Source organism: Paenibacillus daejeonensis DSM 15491 (assembly GCF_000378385.1).
Taxonomy (GTDB): Bacteria; Bacillota; Bacilli; order Paenibacillales; family Paenibacillaceae; genus Paenibacillus_D; species Paenibacillus_D daejeonensis.
In genome coordinates, this window is sequence record NZ_KB899671.1 from 138,122 (window position 1) to 159,116 (window position 20,995).

Consider the following 20,995-nt stretch of genomic DNA (forward strand, 5'->3'; position numbering starts at 1 on the left):
TGCGCCTGGAACGGCAAGCGAACTCACCAAGGAGGGGATTGATTGTGTTCAATGCACTACTGGTGGACCCCAGTATCTATTCCCGGGAGAAAACGCGCTTGATTCTCGAGCGGCACCCGGCTGAATGGAGAATATCCGGCTATGCTGACGGTTACGAGGAAGCGGCAGCCATGCTGGCGGCCGCATCAGACGATATGGCTTATGCACTAATCATCATCCAGATGAACGGGGGTCCGGCGGAGCAGCGTCAGCTCTTCGCGCGCGTGAGCCAGTCGGCCGCCCTGCCTGTCATTCTGCTGGGTGGCCATGCCAGTTGGCTCGAGGAGGTGCAGGCACCCCGCGGATGCATCCGCGCAATCCTGCCGGAGCCTGCCGGGCCCAAGGCGCTCCAAGCGGCGCTGGCTGACATCCGGCGCGACCTGGAGCAGCCGCCGGGAGCGGGCACGCCCAAGAGCTGGACGGGTGGAACACCTTGTCCGGATATTGAGAAGGTCAAGAGCTACGTCGAGCAAGAGCTCCACTGCCATGTGACGCTCAAGAAGATTTCGAATCGGCTCCACTTGAACTGCGCCTATTTGGGCCAGAAATTCAAGCTTCACGAGAACATCACCTTCCATGAATATCTGCTGCGCCAGCGCATGGAGAAGGCCAAGACGCTGCTCGCCCAGACCAGTCTGAAGGTGTACGAGGTGGCCCGGGAGGTCGGTTACAGCGAGACCGACTGGTTCTACAAGAAATTCAAGGCGTACACCGGCGTCAGCGCCAACGCCTATCGCAAACAAACGTCCATCACCGCTTAAGGGGATGGACGTTTGTTTGTGTTGCTCAAGATTGAGACGCTTCGAGGATCGCCCAATAGGCCGGTTTGGGCTGCAGCTCACGGTCAAACGGCATCGGCGCATCGGTTCGCTCCACCGGAAAACCATTCAACCAGGTATGATTGTCGGCTATGCCCCAGAACACAACACCGTCTATGATGTCGCTGTGTTCCTGCAGGGCACGGAACAGCTCGCCATATCGCTGAGCCTGTGCTTCCAACCGGTCTTCCGGAATCGGCAGCCCCAGATCGCTGCGGTCTTGGTATTCGTAGACGCTCATGTCCAGCTCGGTAACCTCATTGACAAGTCCCAGCTCAGCGAACATCTGCATGGAGGTAATAATCGAATCCACGGAAGGCCAGCGGTAGTTAATATGCGTCTGATGGCCGACCCCGTCAATGGGCACACCATCGGCCAGCAATGACTGGACCAGCTCGTGGAGCCGATCGCGCTTGCGTAGTTCATTGGTGTTGTAATCGTTAATATAGAGCCGGATATCCGGCCCGCCGGCCTCGCGAGCGGCCCGGAACGCCGTGGCAATATAATCGGTACCGGTCAGCTCATACCACAGGCTGGCCCGCATGCCATCGGGATCGCCCGGCTCGATGACCTCATTGACGACATCCCAGGAGACGATGTCATCCTTGTACCGCTCCACCACGGTACGCACATGCGTCTCCAGTCGCTCCAGCACCAGCTGCTTGTTGGCTTCCCGCTTGGCCTCATCCGTCTCCTCCGCCATCGGCTGCCAGTTCTCATCGAGGAAGAACCAGTCTGGCGACTGATTGTGCCAGACCAGCGTATGAAAGCGGAGCGCCATCCCGTTCTCGCGGGCAAAAGCAACGATTCGGTCAGCCGGCTCAAAGCGGAATTGGCCTTCCACCGGCTGTAATGACGCCGGCTTCATCGCGTTCTCTGCCACCAGGTAGTTGACATGCTGCTTGAGCAGCTCCGCCGTCGGCCCCTCCGTCTGGAAGGGCTCGATGGCAGCGCCAATCGGGAAGCTTGCTGTATACGCATCTGCCAGCGAACGCAGCTCCTCCGGGGCGATCTGCTCTGCTGGCTCCGGCTCCTCTGCTTCTTCAGATACAGGCAGCGGCTCCGCTGATACAGGCTCAGCACCGGCTGTCTCGCCTTCAGGCACGGACGATTCTTCCGTGATCTCCGTGTCGTCCTTGGCAGGCGGCTCCGTTTCCGGACGGAGCGCGATTACCGCCAGGATCACCACGACAGCAGCCGCCGCACTGAGAATGGCCAGCCTTCGCTTGCTTGATTTGTTCACGTACACGCCTCCTTCCCCTAATTAGCGCTTGCCCTTAGCCAACCAGTCCCGTTCTTTCAATACTCTCGACAAAGTAGCGCTGTACAAACAGGTAGATAATAATGAGCGGCAGGATGGCCATGAGAATGCCGGTGTCCTGCACCATGCTTAGATAGAATGGATCTGTCGTCGACGCATCGCCGCCCTGCAGCAGGATGGCCAGATTATGCGGCAGCGACGAGAGCTGCGTGGCCATGACCTTGCTGCTGGTCAGGTACGTGGTCGTGTAGAAGCTGTCGTTCCACTGCCAGACAAAGGAGAACAGCATGACAGTTACGATAGAAGGAATGGCATTAGGCAGCATGATTCGGGCAAAGGTTGTGCTCACGCCCGCGCCATCTACGTAAGCCGCCTCCTCTACTTCCTTGGGGATGCCCCTGAAGAACTGGCGGAAGATAAAGATGTACAGCCCCGCCTTCAGGGAGGTCGCCGTCAGCGAGGTCAACAGAAACGGCCAATACGAATTGAGCAGGTTGACCGGCTTGCCCGTCAATAGCGGGATAATGCCCATCAGCGTGAAATCCTTCAGATTCAGATACATCGGAATCAGGATCGTTGTCGGCGGGACCAGGATCGTCAGAATGACACCGGCGAACAGCAGATTACTGCCCCGGAACTTCAGCCGGGCGAAGCCATACCCTGCCAGTGCGCAGGAGATAGTCGTCAGTATTGTCGTTGTCCCTGCCAGCGTAAAGGTGTTCAGCAGCGTCTGCCAGTAATCCATCACCGAGATGACTTGCCGGAAGTTTTCCAGCGTATAGTTCTGTGGAATCCATACGACAATTGGCGAATAGAGGTCGGCCTTGTCTTTGATGGCGGTGGCCAGCTTCTGAAAGATCGGGTACAGAATGACGAATGACAATCCTACAATCAATATAAACCGGACCACGGTCCAGAGCCAGCGTTTCCAGTTTTCCAGCGATAATACCCGGGTGGCTTGCATGCGTATACGTCCTCCTTTGCAAGTCTAGTCTTGATAGAACACTCTCTTGGACACAAGGTACGAGATAATGGCCAGGATGAGTGCAATCGCCAGAAAATAAATCCAGGCCATCGCCGAGCTGAGGCCGAAGTTGAACCGGGTGAACCCCGTTTCGCGTACCAGATCCGTCAGCGTATTGCGCGAGAACGAATCGATAATGGTGTAGATAATATTGACCAGGATCAGCGGACTGACCATCGGAAACGTAATTTTCCAGAACGCCTCGTAGCCAGTCGCGCCCTCAATCTTGGAAGCCTCATAGAGCGCCGGCGAGATGGTCTGGATGCCCGCCAGGAAGATCAGAATCTGCACGCCTGATTGGCTGACGATCTGGTAGATCCGATCCACCGCGCCCGTCAGATACACGACGATCCATTCGCTAACGCCAGCCTGTAGCATGATTCGCTCCAACTCGAAGCTGCCCAGTGCGTTGATGACCCCCGACCCACTGTTCTGATCATTCACAGCCTGGATCAGACTCGTGCTCTCCAGCGCCATGATGACGCCGGAAGCCAGGATGACGGGGAGGAAGAAGATCGAGCGGGCCACCGAACGGCCAAAAAACTTCTGATTCAACAGGACCGCCAGGAACAGACTGAAGATGACGATAAGCGGTACATTGACCAGCATGTTGATAATCGACTCCGTCAAGGCACGGTTGAAGCTGGTGTTGACCGTGAGTGCCTCGATGTAGTTTTTCAGACCCGTGAACTGAATGGACAGCCCCTGGGCATTGGCCTCCACTGTGCTGAGACTGTAGCGGAGTGATGTCAGGAGTGGCGTCAGGAAGAAGAAGATGAAGCCCAGCAGCCAGGGCAGGACGTAAACGAAGCCCCAGATTGCTTTTTGCTGTGCATACGTTTTCGGTTTGGACTTGAGTTTCAGTATGGCCTTCATCAACGCTCACCTCCTGTCACATAGCCTTCTGCCTCGATCTGACGTCCCTCTGCCGTTACGGGCACCGTATTATAGTTGACGATGAAATAGATGCCATTCTCATACGTAGATTTGAATACTCCGTCCGCCAGTTTTTCATGGCCTGTCAGACGCTGGCCCGCCACCTTGGAGAGCGCTTCATTGACTTCGCTGTACATCTCGGAGGCGGTGTCGATCCACCGCTCATAGTTGACGGCGTACAGATAGTCGAATTCGGTTTCTTTGACCTTGTGGCTCGGCTGGTAGATCCAGGTGAAGTACACATGGGAGCCGAACTCCAGACTTTTGAGTACATACTGATTGGTATTCGTATGGGTCGACAGATTATAAGGCGCACCCGTGTAGTCGATCGAACCGCGAATGACCATCTGATAGAACGGAATGTCCTCATCCTCCAGCTTGAAGCGGCTGCTGTTCAGCGGTGCATACGTAATATCCGTCAGATACGGGAGGGCATAGGCATTGCCGCCCTGGGCCATCACACGATCCTGGGTGCTGCTGATTCGCGTCAATGCGTCCACCGCAATGGCTTCGGCTTCCGTCCGGTCGATCTGGTTATTCTTGCGCATGTCGCTATTCAACTGCTCAGCCAAATCCCGGAGCGAGATGCCATTCGAAGCATACGGCTCCAGCCCCTTCAGCAGGGAATCGACGTAGCCCGGTACCACTCGTGGCGAGACAAGATAAGCTGGCGAGCGGTTGCGGTCACGGCGGTTAATCGCCTGGTTCATCGGATACAGCGCCGCCGGCGCTTCACTCAGCATCCGCGAAGCTTCGCGGGATACGCGGAATCCTTCCGTCCGGTGAGCTGTCAGCAGTGCCGTGTCCGGGTACAGCTCGACGTCCTGCTCCTCCAGGAACGTAGCCAGCTCCTGCAAGCCCTGCTTGCCGCCAAGCGCACCATCCACTTTTATGCGATCCGGCACCTTGTGATCCAGTCCTTCATTAAACCAACCCGCATATTGCAGCTTGATCTGGTCGACCTGTCGTTCCTTGAGCTGGCTGATGATTGCTTGGGCCTCCTCAAAGGTCGTCAGAGGCTCCAGCGCTTGATACGGAATACCAAGCCGGTGCTTCTGCTTGGGGATGCCACCCACCAGCTGCAGATAAAACGGCGTGTCCCCATCCTCGGAGACCTCGCTGGCAGGAGCCAGTTGTCCGCGCTCGATCAATAGCTCGCGGTAACGGGCGGCCATCCCTACATACGTCGCCTCTTCGCCATTCAGGAATACATAGCGCACCGCGAAGTCCGACCTGGTAGGCGCCTCCTGGAATTTAGGCAGCGTACGTACGGCTCCATCGGCATTCAACGTAATATCGTCCTTGTTGATGACGACAAAGCTCGGGTACGCATAGTTGAAGCTATTCACTTTGCCGCTGATGTCGGCAGTGATGGACGCGACAGCCGCGCCCTGCTCGATCATCCCCAGCATCGCCCGATCCTCCTTAATAATTCCGAAGACCGGCAGACGCACCTTCTCGTCCCTCGAATACGTCTGTGTGCTGTTCATCGTATTATCCATCCCGTATACCGCCTGGCGGTAGGCTGGATAGGCCCGCTTGCCATTGTTGAAATGGATCAGTGCACCGGAGCCGTCGGGAACGAGCATCGAGCCCTCTTCATCCGTGCCGCCGGCGCCGAAGAAATCGAGCACCGAGATGGCGTTAATCGGATAAGCCTCCGGAAAGCGGATATCGGACACCGGCACACGCACCAGCAGACTCTCATCCTCCAGCGTGTATTCGATGGACAGATTGAACATCCGCGGTGTAGGCTTGGGCTGGTCCAGATTATTGTCCGCAATATCCTGCTCCAGGTCCTCCGGCGTATAGCCCGCTTCCTCAAAGGCCGCGAGTGCCCGCTCCAACTGCAGCCCCTGCAGCGCCGAATCGTTCCGGTTATAGAACGGGGCTTCCCGGTCCTCGGTGTAGGCAATGCGCAGGGCGCGCTGTCCCGTATTGTCCAGCTTGCTCAGCACCATCTCCTCGAAGCGCTCCTTGCTGATCCGCATGGGCATATCATCCATCGTTTTCTTGTTCGTGCCGAACTGATAGGACACCCGAAGTCCGTCCGGGATGCGTTCATACTTCATCTGCTGATGCAGGACACTGTCCGTGTACGAGTTGACCGTGCTGATCTGCCCGAGGTTGTTATAGAAGCTCATACGAACCTGTGAGGAGAGCATATCCTTGTTGGTCCCCGTGGCCAGCGTGTCAGCGTACGGATCAGCCGGATTGCTGCGCCAGATCTCTCCGCTCGCCCGATCCAATACGGCAATGCCTGCGTTCGCTTCATCGACGTACAACTGCAGCGATCCGCTCTCGGCAATTCCCTTCATGCCCTGCATCTGTGGATTGGAGAAGGACGCCTCGAGCCGTTCCCCGTCAGCGACAGCAATCACCTCAGGCTCGGCAGCGGCCTGCATGGCTTCCGAATCGCCCCCCGAGCAGCCTGACAGGAGCAGGGCGGTCAGCAACAGTGCGACCCCCAGGTAAGTTTTCGTTACTCTCATCCGTTGCCTTCCTTTCTAGCTTCTTAGCGACAGCTCTTGGTAAATCGTCGAGACGAACGAAACGATCTGCTGGACCAGACTGAAGAACAGCAGGCACAAGAACGCCATGAACCCCATAGCGAGTACCGTGAGCGCCATGGTGACCAGTGTCTTGGATGGCGAGAACTGGTGTACCGTCATATTCCCTACGAATAGCAGGAACAGACACCAGACGACGGCGATGCTTCCCGAGAAATAATAGAAGGCTGTCTCCTGCAGCGTGATATAGTTGCTGAGCCAGATCCAGGGGAACTGAATCAGCACGAGCGGCACCAGCGCAAAACAGGTGGCCATAAAAATCTCGACGAACTTGCCTTCCCCATCCATCAACGTAGTCAGCGACCAGTTCGCTACGCACCAGAACAGCACGGGCACAACAACGTACATCAGCTCCATCAGGCTGTTCAGGTATTTCGGATTGGTGAAATTGACGAGAAAGCCGCTGTACTGGCTTTGCAGAATCATGGTGAGGGCAAGCAGGGCCAGAATGACCCAAGCCGCAATCAAGTTGCCCCTGCGTTCGTGCTCATATTTCATATCCCAGAACCCGTTAAAGGGACGCACGATCAGGTGCAGCGGATACGTAATTCGCTCTCGGTTCATACGGACACGACCTTCTTTCTGGCCTTCATTTTGCGATATCTGCTCACCAATACGAGCAAGACGACCGCCAGCACAATACCGGACATGATGACGGAGAAATGCTCGCGCAGCACCTCTTTACGCAGCAGCTGGAATGCCTTGGAGTAATTCCCGTGATCCATACTTTGTCTGAAATAATGTACCGCATCGCTATAATTGCCTTGACGCAGCTCCGCTTTGCCGATGCCGGCATAGGCGTATTCCAGATTGGCATTCAGGTTAATGGCCTCATAGAAATACTGGGCTGCCTCCGCTTCATTCCCCCGGTAGTAGCTGCGAACCGCTTCGTTCAGTACGCGGCCATATTCGGTCGTCTGAAACCGGGTGATCTCGCCAAGCGCCTTGTCGAGGACGAGAATGTCGTCGCCCGAGCGGGTAATCGCGATCGGGGTGTTGAACTCGCCCAGCCGGTTGCCGAGTCCGCCGAAGATGTACATCAAGTGTCCATCTCCGTTATACGTGAAGATTCTGCCCAGCTTGGCATCCAGGACCGAATACATCTCGCTGTCACCGACATCGATGTCGATCAGTCGCGAGGGCCCGGTGCTGCTCGTGTAGAGGAGGTCACCCATGGGGGAATCCATCCCCTCTCTTCGCAAAATATCAGTTCCCTGGGCATTGAGTTTCTTGATGGGGTCGCCGAAGCGGTCGCCGTTCGTCGCATAGATGAACCCCTCTTCATTAATATCCAGGCTTGTGAACTCTGTCGGCGTGAACATGACCATCTGGCTGCGCTGCTGCCGGGTCGCGAGCATCTTCCACAGGTATTCCACCGGATCCACATAGACGCGGTTCGCACCGATGAAGGTGGAGAAGGTGCCGTCCGAATTGAATTCCATGAACCCGTCGAATACCCCCGCTGCCATCACATAGACCCGCTCGCTATTATCCACGACCAGCCGCATCGGCTGGAACACAAAGTTGGCCTGCAGCAGCTCCGATTCCGGGGAATCAATGATCTTCACCAGCTCATCGTTCTCGTCGAGATGGACGACGCGCCGGTTGCCGGTATCCGCGATGTACAGATGACCTGTCTCTGTAACGAACAATCCCTGCGGATTGGCGAAGCCTTCCTGGGCACCGCCATTCACGAAACCATCGATGACATCAATCGGCTCAAGGCGCTCATCCAGCCGCACGACCCGGTTGTTGCCGGAGTCGAGGATGTAGATCGTGCCATCGGCCCGTACGTACAAGTCGTTTGGTTCCTTGAACGCTCCCAGCCCCAGCGACTGTCCGTCATGCAGATCGGTCGCCTGGTAGGCTGCCGGAGCGGCGACCGCCTCGCCCCAGAAGGAATACATATAGGAAGCCGAGACCTCGGCCGCCTGTGCCCGCTGGCCGCCCCATACGCCCAGGCACAGGCAGCAGCAGAGGGCAACGAGCGTCAATTTGGTAAGACGCGCACTCTTTGGCATCTTGTCGGTCCCCCTTTTTAATCCGTATAACAACGAATGTAATACACGTTCCATTGTTCGCTTTCGAGTACCAAGAAGGTTGGAGGCAGGAAGGCACTGAGGAGCGGAGCGTAGCTGGAAGCTACGTGAGCACCGGAAGTTCCGACTGCATTCAAGATTCGCCGCCGAATCCTCATCCTGAACCACTTCCGTAATCGGAAGCGAACCTAGTCTTTCATGCCTGAGGTGGCCATCGTTTGGATGACACTACTCTGGGAGACGATGAACAAGCTGATCGGCACGATCATGATAACGAGCGCAACCGCCGCCCCTACCCCGGCCCTGGCTATACCGCCCTGGATAATCTGGCTCAAGGCGTAGTTCAGCGGCTTCAAATTCTCACTGTAGATAAAGTTGCCGCCATCCGTTCCCCATAGGGCAGGGAACTGGAGAATCATCAGCGTCAGCCACGCCGGCTTGACATTGGGCATGACAATACTCCAGAAAATGCGATATTCACTGGCACCGTCAATCTTGGCCGCCTCCAGCAGCGCATCCGGGATCTGCTCCATGAATTGCTTCATCAGGAACAGTCCCAGCGAGAAGGCCAGCGACGGCACGATAATAGCTGCATGCGTATTAATCCAGCCGAGCCAGGACATGACCATGTAGTTCGGAATGGCCGTGACATGCGGCGAGAACATGAGCGAGAGAATGACGATGGTGAACAGAATTTTTGAGCCAGGGAAGCGGTATTTGGCCAGTGGGTAAGCAGCAGCCGAGGCCAGGAAGATATGGCCCGCCGTCCCCAAGCTCGTAATCAGAATCGTATTGGAAATATACCGGGTGAAGGGCACCCAGGAATTGCCCATCAATGCCACCAGATCATAGAAGTTATCCATCGTCGGATTGTTGACGAAGAAACGCGGCGGGAAGATAAACAACTCATCCAGTGGCTTGAAGGCATTATTGATGGTATAGACCAGCGGCAGCACCATGAAGGAGCCGAATATCGCCAGCAAGCCAAACAGCAGGAAGCTGACAGTGAACGAGCGATTCAGCCGCTTGCGAACACGCAGCACCGGGAGTACTTTGGTCGACATCTTACTCCCCTACCTTTCGAAGCAATTTCTGCGTCACAATATTGGTGCCCAGCATGAGACCGAAGAGCACCGTTGCGATCGCGGACGCATAACCCATCTCGAAGCGAATGGTACCGAAGTCCATGAGATGCGTGACCACCGTATGGGCCGCATAGTTGACACTCGGGAAGCCAGCCAGCGCGATGGAGATGTCGGCTACCGCGAAGGCGGCCGTAATCTGCATGACCGCACCGAACATCAGCTGCGGCTTCATCGATGGCAGCGTAATGTACCAGAGCTCTTGCCAGCGATTCTTGATACCATCCACGGAGCCTGCCTCCACCAGTGTCTTGTCAATGGTCTGCAAACCGGCGATGAACGCCAGGAAGCTGGTACCCAGGCTTAACCACAGCTGGACAATGATAACGATGGCAAGAATGTATTTCTCGTCCTGCAGCCATTGGATCGGCTCCAGAATGAAGCCGACGCGCATCAGGAAACCATTGAGATAGCCGTAGCTGTCACCGGAGAAGATGATCAGCCAGATGAAGAACACATTGCCTGAGATCGATGGTGCATAGAACACCAGTGTCATGAAGGCCCGGACCTTGGGCGAGAGCTCGTTGATGATCCAGGCAAACAGGAAGCAGGCAACGTAACTGATTGGCCCCGTAATGACGGCGAACAACAGGGTGTTTTTGAGCGCGATCAGGAAGACATCATCGTTCAGAAACAGACGTGCATAGTTCTGCCACCCGATGAAGCGGGGGAACTCCAGCATATTGAAGTAGAAAAAGCTGAGCACGAGCGACATAGCCACCGGGATGACAGTAAATAAGAAGAAAATGAGCATGAACGGACTCATCAGCACGTACAAGTGCCTGTGGGTATGCAATTGCTTCCGCAACAGGGCCCAACGGGAGGTTTTCTCCGGCGGGACGGCATAGACTGCGACGTTCTCGGTTCTTTCAGCTTGCAACGTATTCCCTCCCTACCGGACTGGCAGATCGAACTCCTGCCTCTTGATCGTAATCTCGTCATTAATGTAGACAATATAGTCGGATAACGCCTCGCGCGGATTCTCGCCCGCATTCACGACTCTTCGGAAGGCATTGTCCAGGTGACGGCCGGTAAAATATCCGCCAGGGATTTGAGGAATCCCTTGCACCCATTGCCATTGGCTTTCCAGGTTATTGTAATCCTTGACCGGCCAAGGCAGCTGCTCCAGCGCCTCGATATTGGCCGTTGGGTAGCGGGCTGCCGCTCCCATCAGGCCTTCCATTTCGCGGCCGTATTCAATCTGCGTCTGCTTTTCCGTCCACCACTTCATGAATTCCCAAGCCGCGTCTTTGTCCTGGGCATTCTCCAGCATGAGAACGGCGCTGGTCGAGCTCGCCACTTCATGCGTAATCGAGCCATCGCTCTGCTCCGTACCCGGAACAATCGTGAATTCCCACAGGTTGCGGATCTCAGGTGCCATGACGGTCAGCATATTGTAGGTGATATAATCGGCGATGCCGATTGGCATCTCTCCTGTCCGGAAGCGGTTCGGGAAGTCTGCCCGCAGCGGGAACTTGTAATTGGTATAGAATTGCGTCCACCGCTTGAACGCCTCCATCGAGATTTCCGAATCGAGCGCACTGGCCAAGTGATCTTCCTGATAGAACTTGCCGTCATTCTGATACATCAGCATGGCAAACGTGGCGTTGGGGACCAGTGCCGCATTGTTAATCGTATCCTCGATCGGGAGGAAGAACTCCATGTTGTGCTTTTGCAGCACGGAGATCATCGTGTAGACTTCGTCCCAGGTCTTGGGCGGCGTCAGGCCCAGTTCGGCCAGAATGTCCTTGCGGTAGAACAGCATTGGGAATAGCTGCTGCTCTGGCAGCGCATAGACACCGTCATTGTAACGGTAAGGCGTGATGGCGCTCTCCCTGAATCGTGAAGCGACATTCTCAAAATCGGCAAATCCGCTCAGATCAGCCGCTGCCCCACGCATGGCATAGTTGACCGGCACGTCCTCGCCCATCTGCATTGCCACGTCAGGACCTTGCCCGGCCAGCGTAGCTGGCAGCAGGATGTTAGGGGGCACGAGCCGCAAGCTAACGGAAATGTTAGTTGCAGGTGTGAACGTATCGTCAATCAGGCCTTTCAGCACCTGAGCCTGGTCCCGACCGGTGGTAATCCACACCGTGATGGAACGCTGCATTTCCTCGACGTTCCCGATGCTGTCATAGTCTTCTGTATATGACGCAATGTAAGCCCCAAGCTCATGGCGGGTTTTCTCCAGCAGGGTCGCCTCTGCCCGTGGCAGCTCAGCCCCCGGCGTGGAGACGACCAGGTAATCCAGCGACAGCGGCTGCTCCCGTACCGTCAGAATCCAGGTGCCCAGACCGCCTACATTGATCTTGAAGCTGTCGAGCCTTCTGGCAACCGTCTCTGGGCGCTCGGCCATGTCGTTGAGCTGATGCACCAGTGCATGCAGCACAGCGACTTTGTCACTTGCCTCTCCTGTCACTAATTCCAGATGGTCTGCGACGGAGCCAACAATCTCCGCCTGCTCGCGGAACACCTCCGTCATCTCAGGAATTCGCCGTTCCAGTTGATAGTCACGAAGGGGATCTGGATTATTGGAAGTAATCATCAGAATGTTGCGATACATCTCATTAAGGGCAAGGACACTGGACTCAATTGTCCTCAGCAGCGGGGCAATATCGCCAAGCGTTACCGTCATCCGCAGCCTGTGGGTCCCCTGGGTCAGATGGAACAGGTACGGCTCCTCTTCTCCGCCGAGCACATCCGTCTGCCATTCCGTCCCGTGATTGAAGCGCAGGCGCTTCATTTCCTCAAACGGGAACTCGCCATTAATGGTCAGACTGCGCGTGGAATAAATGCCCCTCAGTTGGTCCTGTTTGCGCTTGAGAGCGATTTGATAGAGTCCATCCTCCGGTACTTCAATGTCCCATTCGATCCATTGTCCTGGTATTTTCCAATTGAGACCACCGATGCTGTTGATGCGAATCTTCGACACATCATAGGGCTCGACAGTCGGTGAAGAACGATCCGACTCGGGATAGAGCGTCGGTGCCGATTTGCTGACCGCATCCTCCGCCTGAATCTGAATGAACTGTCCCTGTGCAGGCTGCAGCCCTTGTGCCTCATAGTCCGCCTTGACCTGCTCATACGTCTGCAGTCCCTTATCCTGGTAGAGCTCAATATATTCAATGACCATGGGCTCGCGCTGAGCCTCCAACGCGATCGTCCGCGTCCCCGCGTCGAAGTGGAACAGATAGGAATCCTCATAGTAGCCTTCACTGTCCTGGAATTCGGCCAGCTGCCATTGCGGACGCTCGACTTGTCGTGGGCGTAGATCATTGCCCCGGTCATCACGCCGGATATAATCTTCGCGATTGTCCCACACCCGGTCGAACAGCAGCAGATCAGCCCCACGGAAGGGCACTTCGCCGTCAATGGTGAGCACTCGCTCGATGGACGAGCTCTTGCCGCTGACCGGATAATAGTGGACGCGCATATTGTACATGCCGGTGGCCGGCACTTCGACCTGCCAGCTAATCGTGCCCGTCTCTGGCGTCAATACCGCCTGGCCTTGCGCACCCATATAATTCTCGACAATCTCGAATTCGCCGCCTGACGTCTCTACGAAATCGGCCCCTGGGATGCGGATGATCTCATCCGGCCTCGCACTTGAGGCATGCCGGTTATAATACTCGTCATAGCTGTCCTCACCCGCCGAGTCCGATACCGCTTCAAAATCCGCCTGCGCTTGGACCTGCCACGACTCAGACTGGTTACTGGGCCAGGCCCAGATGGAGACGAGGAGCGTGAAGGCCAGCAGAACGATCGTATAAGTCTTCCAACGACGCTTCATGATTTACCTCCTAACCTGTAAATATCCCCGAAAACTTATAAATTCTATAATAAGAACAAAGTGCACAGTCCCCATTTCGAAGAATCAAAATGGGGACTGTTCAATGATTCTTATAATCGTTATTGATAGACCTCGTCGATTGCGGCCTGGATCGGCGATTTATATTTCTCAATGACCGTCGATACCGAGACGCCCTGGAGCAGCTCATCCACCATGTCGTAGTAAGGAATGGAAGGGAACGAGTTGCGGTCGATGATGTTCATGTTATCCCCTGCCATCCGTGCATTTGCGATATCATCTTCATTGTCGAAGTTCGTCTCCAGTCCTGCTTGACCCGGATAGTCGTAGATCGACTCGATTTCGTTAATCTTTTCCCAGATGTACATGATCTGCTCCGGGTTCTCCGTCTGCTTCGGAAGCGTCAGGAACTGAACCGCTGGCTCATGTGCATGGTATGTGGAAGCGCTCGGGCCTTTCGGGAAAGGTACAAAGCCGATGTCAAAGTCCTGCATATCCTGCTTCAATCCACTCGTTTCGTATTCAGCCCCGGCATACATCAGTGTGTTGCCCTGACGGAAAAACTGTCCTGGCTCTGTCCAGTCGCCGCCTTCGGTTGGTCTCCCTACCTGTTCAGTTGCCAGTCGGGAGATGAAATTGAAGACTTCCAGCACCCGAGGGTCATCCAGATTCTGTTCTGTGCCGTTGACCAGATCCGTCTCGTTGGCTGCCAGTGCTTGCTCTGTCAGTGAATGACCCGCGAGGCCCCACGTATCCAGCTTGGAGTCGTTGTTCGTGTCCTGATTAGCTTCCTTGGCAACCTGGATAAAGGTGTCCCAGTTCCAGTTGTCTTCATCCACATACTCCTGCAGCGGCTTGAGGCCGAGGTTTTTCATCAGTGTACGGTTGTAGAAGATACCCGTGATAAGGTTGGTCTGGCCTTCCGAGAAGCCGTAGCCTTTACCTTCGTATTGCGAGTACATCGAGGTTATCCGCTGATTGAAAACCTGCTCGTTGGTGGTGTACTCATCTACCGGCCAGAACAGGTCTTGCTTGGTGAGCGCCGGAATCATGTACGCTTTACCCATGCGAACGATATCGCCCAGCGGCTCGCCAGCCATCAGGGAAGCAACCACGCGTTCCTGGTATTCGCCGTAATCGATGGCGATGTATTCGATGTCGAAGTTATGCTTTTCCTTGAGCGCCTCCAGATTTTCCAGACGCTGAATATTGTCGGGGTTATTGTCGGGAATCGTCATATCCCACCAAGAGACGACCTTGATTGTCCGTCCGCCCATATCAAAATCCATCTCGTTGGCCGGTGGCTCCTCTTCCTCGGGAGTATCTTCTGTGTTTTCGGTCACTGCGGGATCTTCGCCCGGTCCTTCATTGACCGGCCCGTTACCTCCGGTATTACCACTGCACGCGGCCAGAGTAATTGCTAGCATCAAACTCAGAAGCATAAACAAATTCTTTGTTGTCTTCATCGTTATCCCCCTCAAATGGATGATCTACTTCGAAAGTGTAGCGCTTTCATTTAGGGTCTACAACCTGCGTAAATACAGGTTTTTTCACCTGTCTATGTATAGGTTTTTTGCGTTTTTTCACCCTTCTGATTTATGGCTCATTGACGAGGCAAAGATCGGGATAGGTAAGTAAAGGATTGCTGCTTCCCCTCGGCCGATTTTCCTGAGATACTAGTAGAGATTTGCAAATTTCTCTTTACCCTTATCGTCCTCTCGCACCCACACTGCGCCACCTGTAGCGCACCTTTCTTCCTCTATTCGCTCGTCCTCCCGCCGATCGTCCTCTGTAGCGCACCTTTCTTCCTCTATTTGCTCGCATTCCCACCACGCGCACTCTGTAGCACACCTTTCTTCCTCTATTCACTCGCATTCCCGCCACACGCACTCTGTAGCGCACCTTTCTTCCTCTATTTACTCGAACCCCTGCCCCACGCCGTCTGCAACGCACCTTTCTTCCTCTATTTGCACGCATTCCCATCACGCGCCCTCTGTAGCGCACCTTTCTTCCTCTATTCGCTCGCACTCCCGCCACACGCACTCTGTAGCACACCTTTGTTCCTCTATTTACTCGCACTCCCGCCGCACGCCGCTGTAACACACCTTTCTTCCTCTATTCGCTCGCATTCCCACCACGCGCACTCTGTAGCACACCTTTTTTCCTCTATTTGCTCGCACTCCCACCCGCCACGCGCCTCTGCAATTCACGCTGGACCAATAGAAAAGGCGCATGCCCGCCAAGCGGACATACGCCTTCTCTGTACAATGGTAGTTACGTGCGGTTAAGCTTACTTGTCGAACGTCCACTCCGCCAGCTGGAACAGCTCGGTCTCCTGCTCGCCCCGGAAGACCAGGTACAGGTCATGGGTGCCAGTCGCGCCCGTAACCTCTGTCGACAGGTCGGCTGCTTCTCCCGATGCCAGCTCCGAGACGCTGAGCGTGCCTGCCAGCTCGCCCTCGGGACTGCCCAGTCGCAGCTCAATGTTCCCTGCTGCACCAGTGCCCAGGAGACGGGCCCGGAACGTGGCTGCACCGTCGCCAAAATCGACCGAAGCCAGCGCCAACCAGTCCCCGTCCTGGATATCGACTGCCTGCGTGCGCGCGTGCGTGTCTGCCGGCGCTGTCAACAGTCCGGCGCTCCAGGCCATGGTGCCACCGCTAGTTGCTGCATAGGGATCATAGGACTGCAGCTGCTCTACGCCTTCGTAGGTCGCTGTAATCTCTGCAATCTTTCCGTCCGCAGGGTCGAACTCCACTTGGTTGAGATGCGTCGAGCGGTATCCCTTGGCTACCCCCATCGCTTTCGATAATGTCTGTGCATGGTAGGCGATGTACCAGCTGTCACGAAATTCAAAGATGGCATGATGGTTGTTGCCGCCAACCCCGAAGAAGTGAACCGGGTTCTTGAGAATCGAGCCCTGATACGTCCAAGGCCCCATCGGATTCTCGCTCGTCATATAGATAATTTCGCCCGCCCGCGGGCTGCCTTCTTCACGGACGCCATCGTAGAAGTTGGAGCAATACGTGTAATAATACAAGCCATTCACCTTATTAATTCCGGCATTCTCGAACATATAAGGGGCAGGGATAACCTCTGCTGTACCGATCACGCTCGTCATATCAGCGCCCAACTGCATGACTCGGGCCGTGTCGGGACGCGCATACTGTCCCTCAGGCACGCCGCCACCAAAATAAATATAGGCCTCGCCGTCATCGTCCACCAGTACCGCCGGGTCGAACAGCCAGGTGACTGACTCCACGCCCGGCGTCTGCCGGGTAATGAGCGGCTTGCCAATTGGATCAACCCAGGGACCCTCGGGACTATCACTCGTCAAGACACCGATGCTGGTTGCATTGTTGGCGAAATACAGGAAGAAACGATCTTTGCCATCGATAACTTTGTGAGCAGCGGCTGGCGCCCACGATTGGGACGCCCAGGTAGCGGCGCCTTGTGGCCCAGCCACCGGAATGGCGCCATGATCCGTCCAGTTCATCAGATCGGCGGATGAGATGACATTCAGCTTGTTGATCGAGCTATACGAATTCTCCTTGATCTCCCCCGCTGCATCATACTCCAGTTGATCACCCGTCATATACAGGTAGACGCGGTCGTTATAGACCAGGGCATACGGGTCAGCACCGAATTTGTGTGCCATCAATGGGTTGCCATGCGGTGGCAGCTTGCCCAGCGGTTTGGTGATCGCCTGCTCTGCTGGTGTCACCGATTGTTCGTTCTGCTCGTTCTGAATGGTTCCGGAATCTGAGTTAAGATGAGAAGTCATCATTGCATCTCCCTTTTGTTTGATAGTATCGGACTGCGTTTCTATTATTACATACACGACGATTGCCAATAGAGTCATAATCGACAGAATGCCTGCCCATGCCCGTGCCCCTTGTCCCCAGCCGCTCATCGTACGCCATCACTCTCCTACGCTACTTAGGGTGTCCCTGTACTCCTGGGGTGTCATCCCCGCTGTTTTCTTGAAAAAACGCGTGAAGGAGTGTGCCGCCTCATAGCCTACCGCCGCAGCAACATCCCGCACCTTGAGCTCTCCCTGCTCCAAGAGCTGCTTGGCCTGACGGACGCGGCACTGATCAATATAGTCGGAAAGATTGATGCCGCACTCCTGCTTGAAAAACCGGGATAAATACGATGGATTGAAATAGTGGATTTCGGCAAGTCGAACCAGCGACAAATCATCCCCGAGATGATCCTGGATATAGTTGCAGATTCGCTCGATGACATGAGCAGTCCTGTCCTTGGCATCCATCCGTCTGACTGCGAAAATACGCCCTGCGATTAATGCGAGGTAATCCACGCCCTTGCGCAGTGAGGCGTGCTCCTCCAGCCGCATCAGCATGCCATAGTCGCCGACATGGGTGTGCAGCCCCCAACGATTAATGAAGGACAAGAGCATGAGGGCCACCGCATAATAGGCCTCCTGGCTCCGCTGAGCCAGCGCTTCAGGCTGCTGCAGCTTGGCCGCAACCTCCTCAAAAAGCTGGTTGAACTCTTCTTCCCGGCCTGCCTCCAAATGCGCCGCCATCTGCTCTACCTTCTGGTTGACCCGTCCGCCGTCTCTAACCGATCCGCTGTCCTGTGCCTCGGTGCGATCTGTAATGATCATGGAAATGCCGTCGCCAATTCGCATCTGCTGTTGCTGCCGCAGCCTTTCGTGCTGCTCCCGGACATCTCTCCAGGCGCTGGGCGCGCCGCTGATGGTGAAAGAGCTGGGCAGTCCAAGCGACTCCATGCAGGCCTCCTGGACCAGCTCCAACGTACCTTCCAGATAACGCACCATATGCTGGGCGACCTTCTCCTCCGCATAGATCGAAGGCTGGATATACCATACCATGTCGCCATGCTTGTCGGTCGTGCCTGCGCTGCGGGTAGGACTGCCCAGGAACTGGCGCCAAATGACGCCAACCGCAGCCGTCATCTCCTGCTTTGCTGCATACGATGTGCCTGCCGGGAAGAACAGATGTCCCAACGCCAAGAGCACTGGGGTTCGCGGGTCAAGCGGCAGCTGACAGCGCGCGAAATCCCGCTCCATGCTCTCCGGATGCTCTGCCAGGGTTGGGCTCTCGTGCAACAGATGCCGCAGATAGTCGCCCTGGGCCATGTATGTGAGTGCATCCATCTGCTCCTGCGACTGCTGGACCAACTCACTCATCTGATTGCTATGATCGATCTCGCGGATGACCTCTGCAATCGTCTCCGTCACCTTGGAGTAGCCTTCCGTCTTCAGCAGATACCGTACATGCGGCATCTGAAATGCCTGGTACGCATAGTCGAATTCGCTGTAGCCCGTCAGGAAGACAATTCGACAACGCGGCCAGTACGTCAGAATTTCCTGGGACAGCTCCAAACCGGACATGCCGGGCATCCGGATATCCGTCAGCACGATGTCGATCCGCGTCCGCTCCATCCACTGCAACGCTTCCTTGCCAGAATAGGCCCGGCAGATGTCCAGCTTCTCCGGCATCAGACGGTGAAACACCTCGTAGAGTCCATCAGTGATAATCTCCTCATCATCCACGATCAACAGACGATACATCACGCGCCTCCTCCCATCCGATTCGAATCACGACTTTCAGTCCGCCCAGCTCGCTTCGGGAGAGCTGCAGGCCGCTGGCTTCGCCATAAGTAAGGATCAGTCGCCGGTGAATATTCATAATTCCGGTCATTTCATACGATTCCGAAGGGTGATGTAGCCGGTACCTCAGATCCTCCAGCGCTTCTTCACTAATGGGTTCCCCGTTGTTTTCAATGATGACACAGACAGCATCCGCTGCTTCTTCGAAGGTTACGCGCAATCGTCCCTCGTCCAGCATCTTCTCCAGGCTGTGCTCGTAGGCATTCTCAATAATGGGCTGGATAATGAGCCGCGGTACGCGAATTCGGTGCATGGACTCTGGAAGCTCGTCGAATTGTACGGTAATCCGCCTGGAGAATCGCAGCTTCTGAATCTCCGTATACATACGGGAATGGCGGACTTCCTCTGCCAACGGAACATGATCCTCGCCATTGCGCGTAATAAATCGGAAATACTCGCCCAGCATGTCGGTGAACTCCTCGATCCGCTCGACATCGCCGGTTTTGGCCAATGAATTCAGGATGAAGAAGCTATTGTAGAGAAAGTGCGGATTGATCTGCGATTGCAGCTGTTTGAGCTCAGCCCGCTGCATCATCATCTTTTGCTTGAAGTCCTGGTCGATGAGACTTTGCAGTTTCTTGAGCATGTGATTGAATCGGTGGTACAAATAACCGAACTCATCCTGCTGCTCGTGCTTGATTGGAATATTCAATGCGCCTCCCTCCATTCGTTTGAAGCCCTGAACAAGTAAAAAGAGCGGCTTGTGAATGAACTTGTAGGTCGAGTATGAGATCAAGATGATGGCCATCAGCGAAGCAATGGCAAAGATCCAGGCCCAGTTGTAAAACTTGGAGAGGGGCAGTCTGACCGTCTCCTCCGGCAAATAGGTCGCAATGGTCATCTCCAGCGGCTCCGAATACACCTGATCCACTTGGTATAGCACGCCATCCATATCCAGCAGAGCCGTAAGCTCGCGGTACGACTTGCGCTCTGAGAGGTAGCTCTGGATAATGGTGGCGGAATCAGGATCACTGCTCAGGACAAAGCCTGAACGCTCAGACATGAGGAAAGAGCCGCTTTCCGGGTATAAATGCACTTGCTGCAGCGAGGAGCGCAGCCGTTCTGGGTCCAGCTCGATCTGGACGATAAAAAGCGGCAGCTCCCCTCGGCGTCCGCTAAATTTGGCCGCACTCAGATGCAGGGTGTCCCCCCACCGGATGAGCCGGTGCTCCCTGCGGATCGAGGCGGCATCAAACCGCGAGAATCGCTCCGAATCAAAAGCGGTGACAGCGTTCGAAGCGGAAACGGTTTTGTTCATCGTCCGGATATGGACGTAAATATCCTTGATATAGGCGCTGCTGTTTTTGAACGAGGTAAGCCGCTGCGCGACATAATTTAAGCGCTCCCGTTGCTCAGGCGGGTCCATACTTGACCAGGTCACCGCGAGCTTGTTCAGTATTTCATCCTCCAGGATGTCGAATTGCTGCAGCCCCATCCATTCCACTTCTCTCTCGAGCTCATCGAAATAATGGGATAGCTGCATATTTGTAGCCCGCGAAATATCCTGACTGGCATTCTCATAGCTCCATTGGTAGAGATAGAAACCGAGCAGGATAATCGGCAGGATGACCAGCACATAAGTGACGACCAGTCGGGTAAATATGGTTTTGCGAAACCGGATCGCAGAAAAGGTACGCAAGCTTCCGCCTCCAATGCGTTCATTCATAGATGCTATGGCCGTCCTTTGCTCCAGTGGCAG

14 protein-coding genes are annotated in these 20,995 nt (G+C 55.3%); 1 reads left to right on the forward strand and 13 read right to left on the reverse strand.

All coding sequences use genetic code 11. The annotated features are described in order from the left end of the window. Nucleotides 1–44: 44 nt before the first annotated feature. A complete protein-coding gene (locus tag F556_RS0126210; protein WP_020619979.1) occupies nt 45–800 on the forward strand; it encodes a helix-turn-helix transcriptional regulator in 756 nt (251 codons plus the stop codon). A 25-nt stretch (nt 801–825) separates the two neighbouring features. Here the strand turns inward: F556_RS0126210 and F556_RS0126215 are convergent, their stop codons facing one another. From F556_RS0126215 to F556_RS0126275, 13 genes are all read right to left on the reverse strand, one after another. After that, the gene (locus F556_RS0126215) at nt 826–2,100 is read right to left on the reverse strand and encodes an endo-1,4-beta-xylanase (protein ID WP_020619980.1); all 1,275 of its coding nucleotides are present in this window, start codon (nt 2,098–2,100) and stop codon (nt 826–828) included. Nucleotides 2,101–2,134: 34 nt separating this feature from the next. Beyond that, entirely contained in the window at nt 2,135–3,082 is a 948-nt protein-coding gene (locus F556_RS0126220; protein WP_020619981.1) for a carbohydrate ABC transporter permease, read from the reverse strand. A 24-nt stretch (nt 3,083–3,106) separates the two neighbouring features. Then, a complete protein-coding gene (locus tag F556_RS0126225; RefSeq protein WP_020619982.1) occupies nt 3,107–4,018 on the reverse strand; it encodes a carbohydrate ABC transporter permease in 912 nt (303 codons plus the stop codon). Beyond that, entirely contained in the window at nt 4,018–6,570 is a 2,553-nt protein-coding gene (locus F556_RS0126230; protein WP_020619983.1) for a DUF5696 domain-containing protein, read from the reverse strand. Before F556_RS0126230 ends, F556_RS0126225 begins: the two co-directional genes overlap by 1 nt. 15 nt (nt 6,571–6,585) lie before the next feature. After that, nucleotides 6,586–7,212: a Yip1 family protein gene (locus tag F556_RS0126235; protein WP_020619984.1), complete on the reverse strand. Its 627-nt coding sequence runs from the start codon at nt 7,210–7,212 to the stop codon at nt 6,586–6,588. Beyond that, on the reverse strand, nt 7,209–8,669 hold the full coding sequence (locus F556_RS0126240; RefSeq protein WP_020619985.1) for an NHL repeat-containing protein: 1,461 nt from the start codon (nt 8,667–8,669) through the stop codon (nt 7,209–7,211). The genes F556_RS0126235 and F556_RS0126240 overlap by 4 nt, the downstream gene beginning before the upstream one ends. Nucleotides 8,670–8,875: 206 nt before the next feature. Beyond that, a complete protein-coding gene (locus F556_RS0126245) occupies nt 8,876–9,751 on the reverse strand; it encodes a carbohydrate ABC transporter permease (RefSeq protein WP_020619986.1) in 876 nt (291 codons plus the stop codon). 1 nt (nt 9,752) lies between these two features. Continuing rightward, nucleotides 9,753–10,709, reverse strand: coding sequence for a carbohydrate ABC transporter permease (locus F556_RS0126250; RefSeq protein ID WP_020619987.1), 957 nt, complete (start codon nt 10,707–10,709; stop codon nt 9,753–9,755). 12 nt (nt 10,710–10,721) lie between these two features. Continuing rightward, complete coding sequence (locus tag F556_RS0126255; RefSeq protein ID WP_020619988.1) at nt 10,722–13,619, reverse strand: extracellular solute-binding protein; 2,898 nt, start codon at nt 13,617–13,619, stop codon at nt 10,722–10,724. Between the two features lie 119 nt (nt 13,620–13,738). Then, nucleotides 13,739–15,103: an ABC transporter substrate-binding protein gene (locus F556_RS0126260; protein ID WP_020619989.1), complete on the reverse strand. Its 1,365-nt coding sequence runs from the start codon at nt 15,101–15,103 to the stop codon at nt 13,739–13,741. A gap of 824 nt (nt 15,104–15,927) precedes the next feature. Further along, on the reverse strand, nt 15,928–17,550 hold the full coding sequence (locus F556_RS0126265) for a glycoside hydrolase family 43 protein (RefSeq protein WP_020619990.1): 1,623 nt from the start codon (nt 17,548–17,550) through the stop codon (nt 15,928–15,930). A 9-nt stretch (nt 17,551–17,559) separates the two neighbouring features. Next, the gene (locus F556_RS0126270; RefSeq protein WP_020619991.1) at nt 17,560–19,197 is read right to left on the reverse strand and encodes a helix-turn-helix domain-containing protein; all 1,638 of its coding nucleotides are present in this window, start codon (nt 19,195–19,197) and stop codon (nt 17,560–17,562) included. Beyond that, nucleotides 19,172–20,962 (reverse strand): sensor histidine kinase, encoded by a 1,791-nt coding sequence (locus F556_RS0126275; protein WP_211222640.1) that lies wholly within the window; start codon nt 20,960–20,962, stop codon nt 19,172–19,174. Before F556_RS0126275 ends, F556_RS0126270 begins: the two co-directional genes overlap by 26 nt. Nucleotides 20,963–20,995 lie beyond the last annotated feature (33 nt).

Bases quoted from the DNA above. Each gene is read 5' to 3' on its own strand.
- F556_RS0126220 (WP_020619981.1), bottom strand. From the start codon at position 3,082: ATGCAAGCCACCCGGGTATTATCGCTGGAAAACTGGAAACGCTGGCTC.
- F556_RS0126225 (WP_020619982.1), bottom strand. From the start codon at position 4,018: ATGAAGGCCATACTGAAACTCAAGTCCAAACCGAAAACGTATGCACAG.
- F556_RS0126230 (WP_020619983.1), bottom strand. From the start codon at position 6,570: ATGAGAGTAACGAAAACTTACCTGGGGGTCGCACTGTTGCTGACCGCC.
- F556_RS0126235 (WP_020619984.1), bottom strand. From the start codon at position 7,212: ATGAACCGAGAGCGAATTACGTATCCGCTGCACCTGATCGTGCGTCCC.
- F556_RS0126240 (WP_020619985.1), bottom strand. From the start codon at position 8,669: ATGCCAAAGAGTGCGCGTCTTACCAAATTGACGCTCGTTGCCCTCTGC.
- F556_RS0126245 (WP_020619986.1), bottom strand. From the start codon at position 9,751: ATGTCGACCAAAGTACTCCCGGTGCTGCGTGTTCGCAAGCGGCTGAAT.
- F556_RS0126255 (WP_020619988.1), bottom strand. From the start codon at position 13,619: ATGAAGCGTCGTTGGAAGACTTATACGATCGTTCTGCTGGCCTTCACG.
- F556_RS0126260 (WP_020619989.1), bottom strand. From the start codon at position 15,103: ATGAAGACAACAAAGAATTTGTTTATGCTTCTGAGTTTGATGCTAGCA.
- F556_RS0126265 (WP_020619990.1), bottom strand. From the start codon at position 17,550: ATGAGCGGCTGGGGACAAGGGGCACGGGCATGGGCAGGCATTCTGTCG.
- F556_RS0126270 (WP_020619991.1), bottom strand. From the start codon at position 19,197: ATGTATCGTCTGTTGATCGTGGATGATGAGGAGATTATCACTGATGGA.
- F556_RS0126275 (WP_211222640.1), bottom strand. From the start codon at position 20,962: ATGAATGAACGCATTGGAGGCGGAAGCTTGCGTACCTTTTCTGCGATC.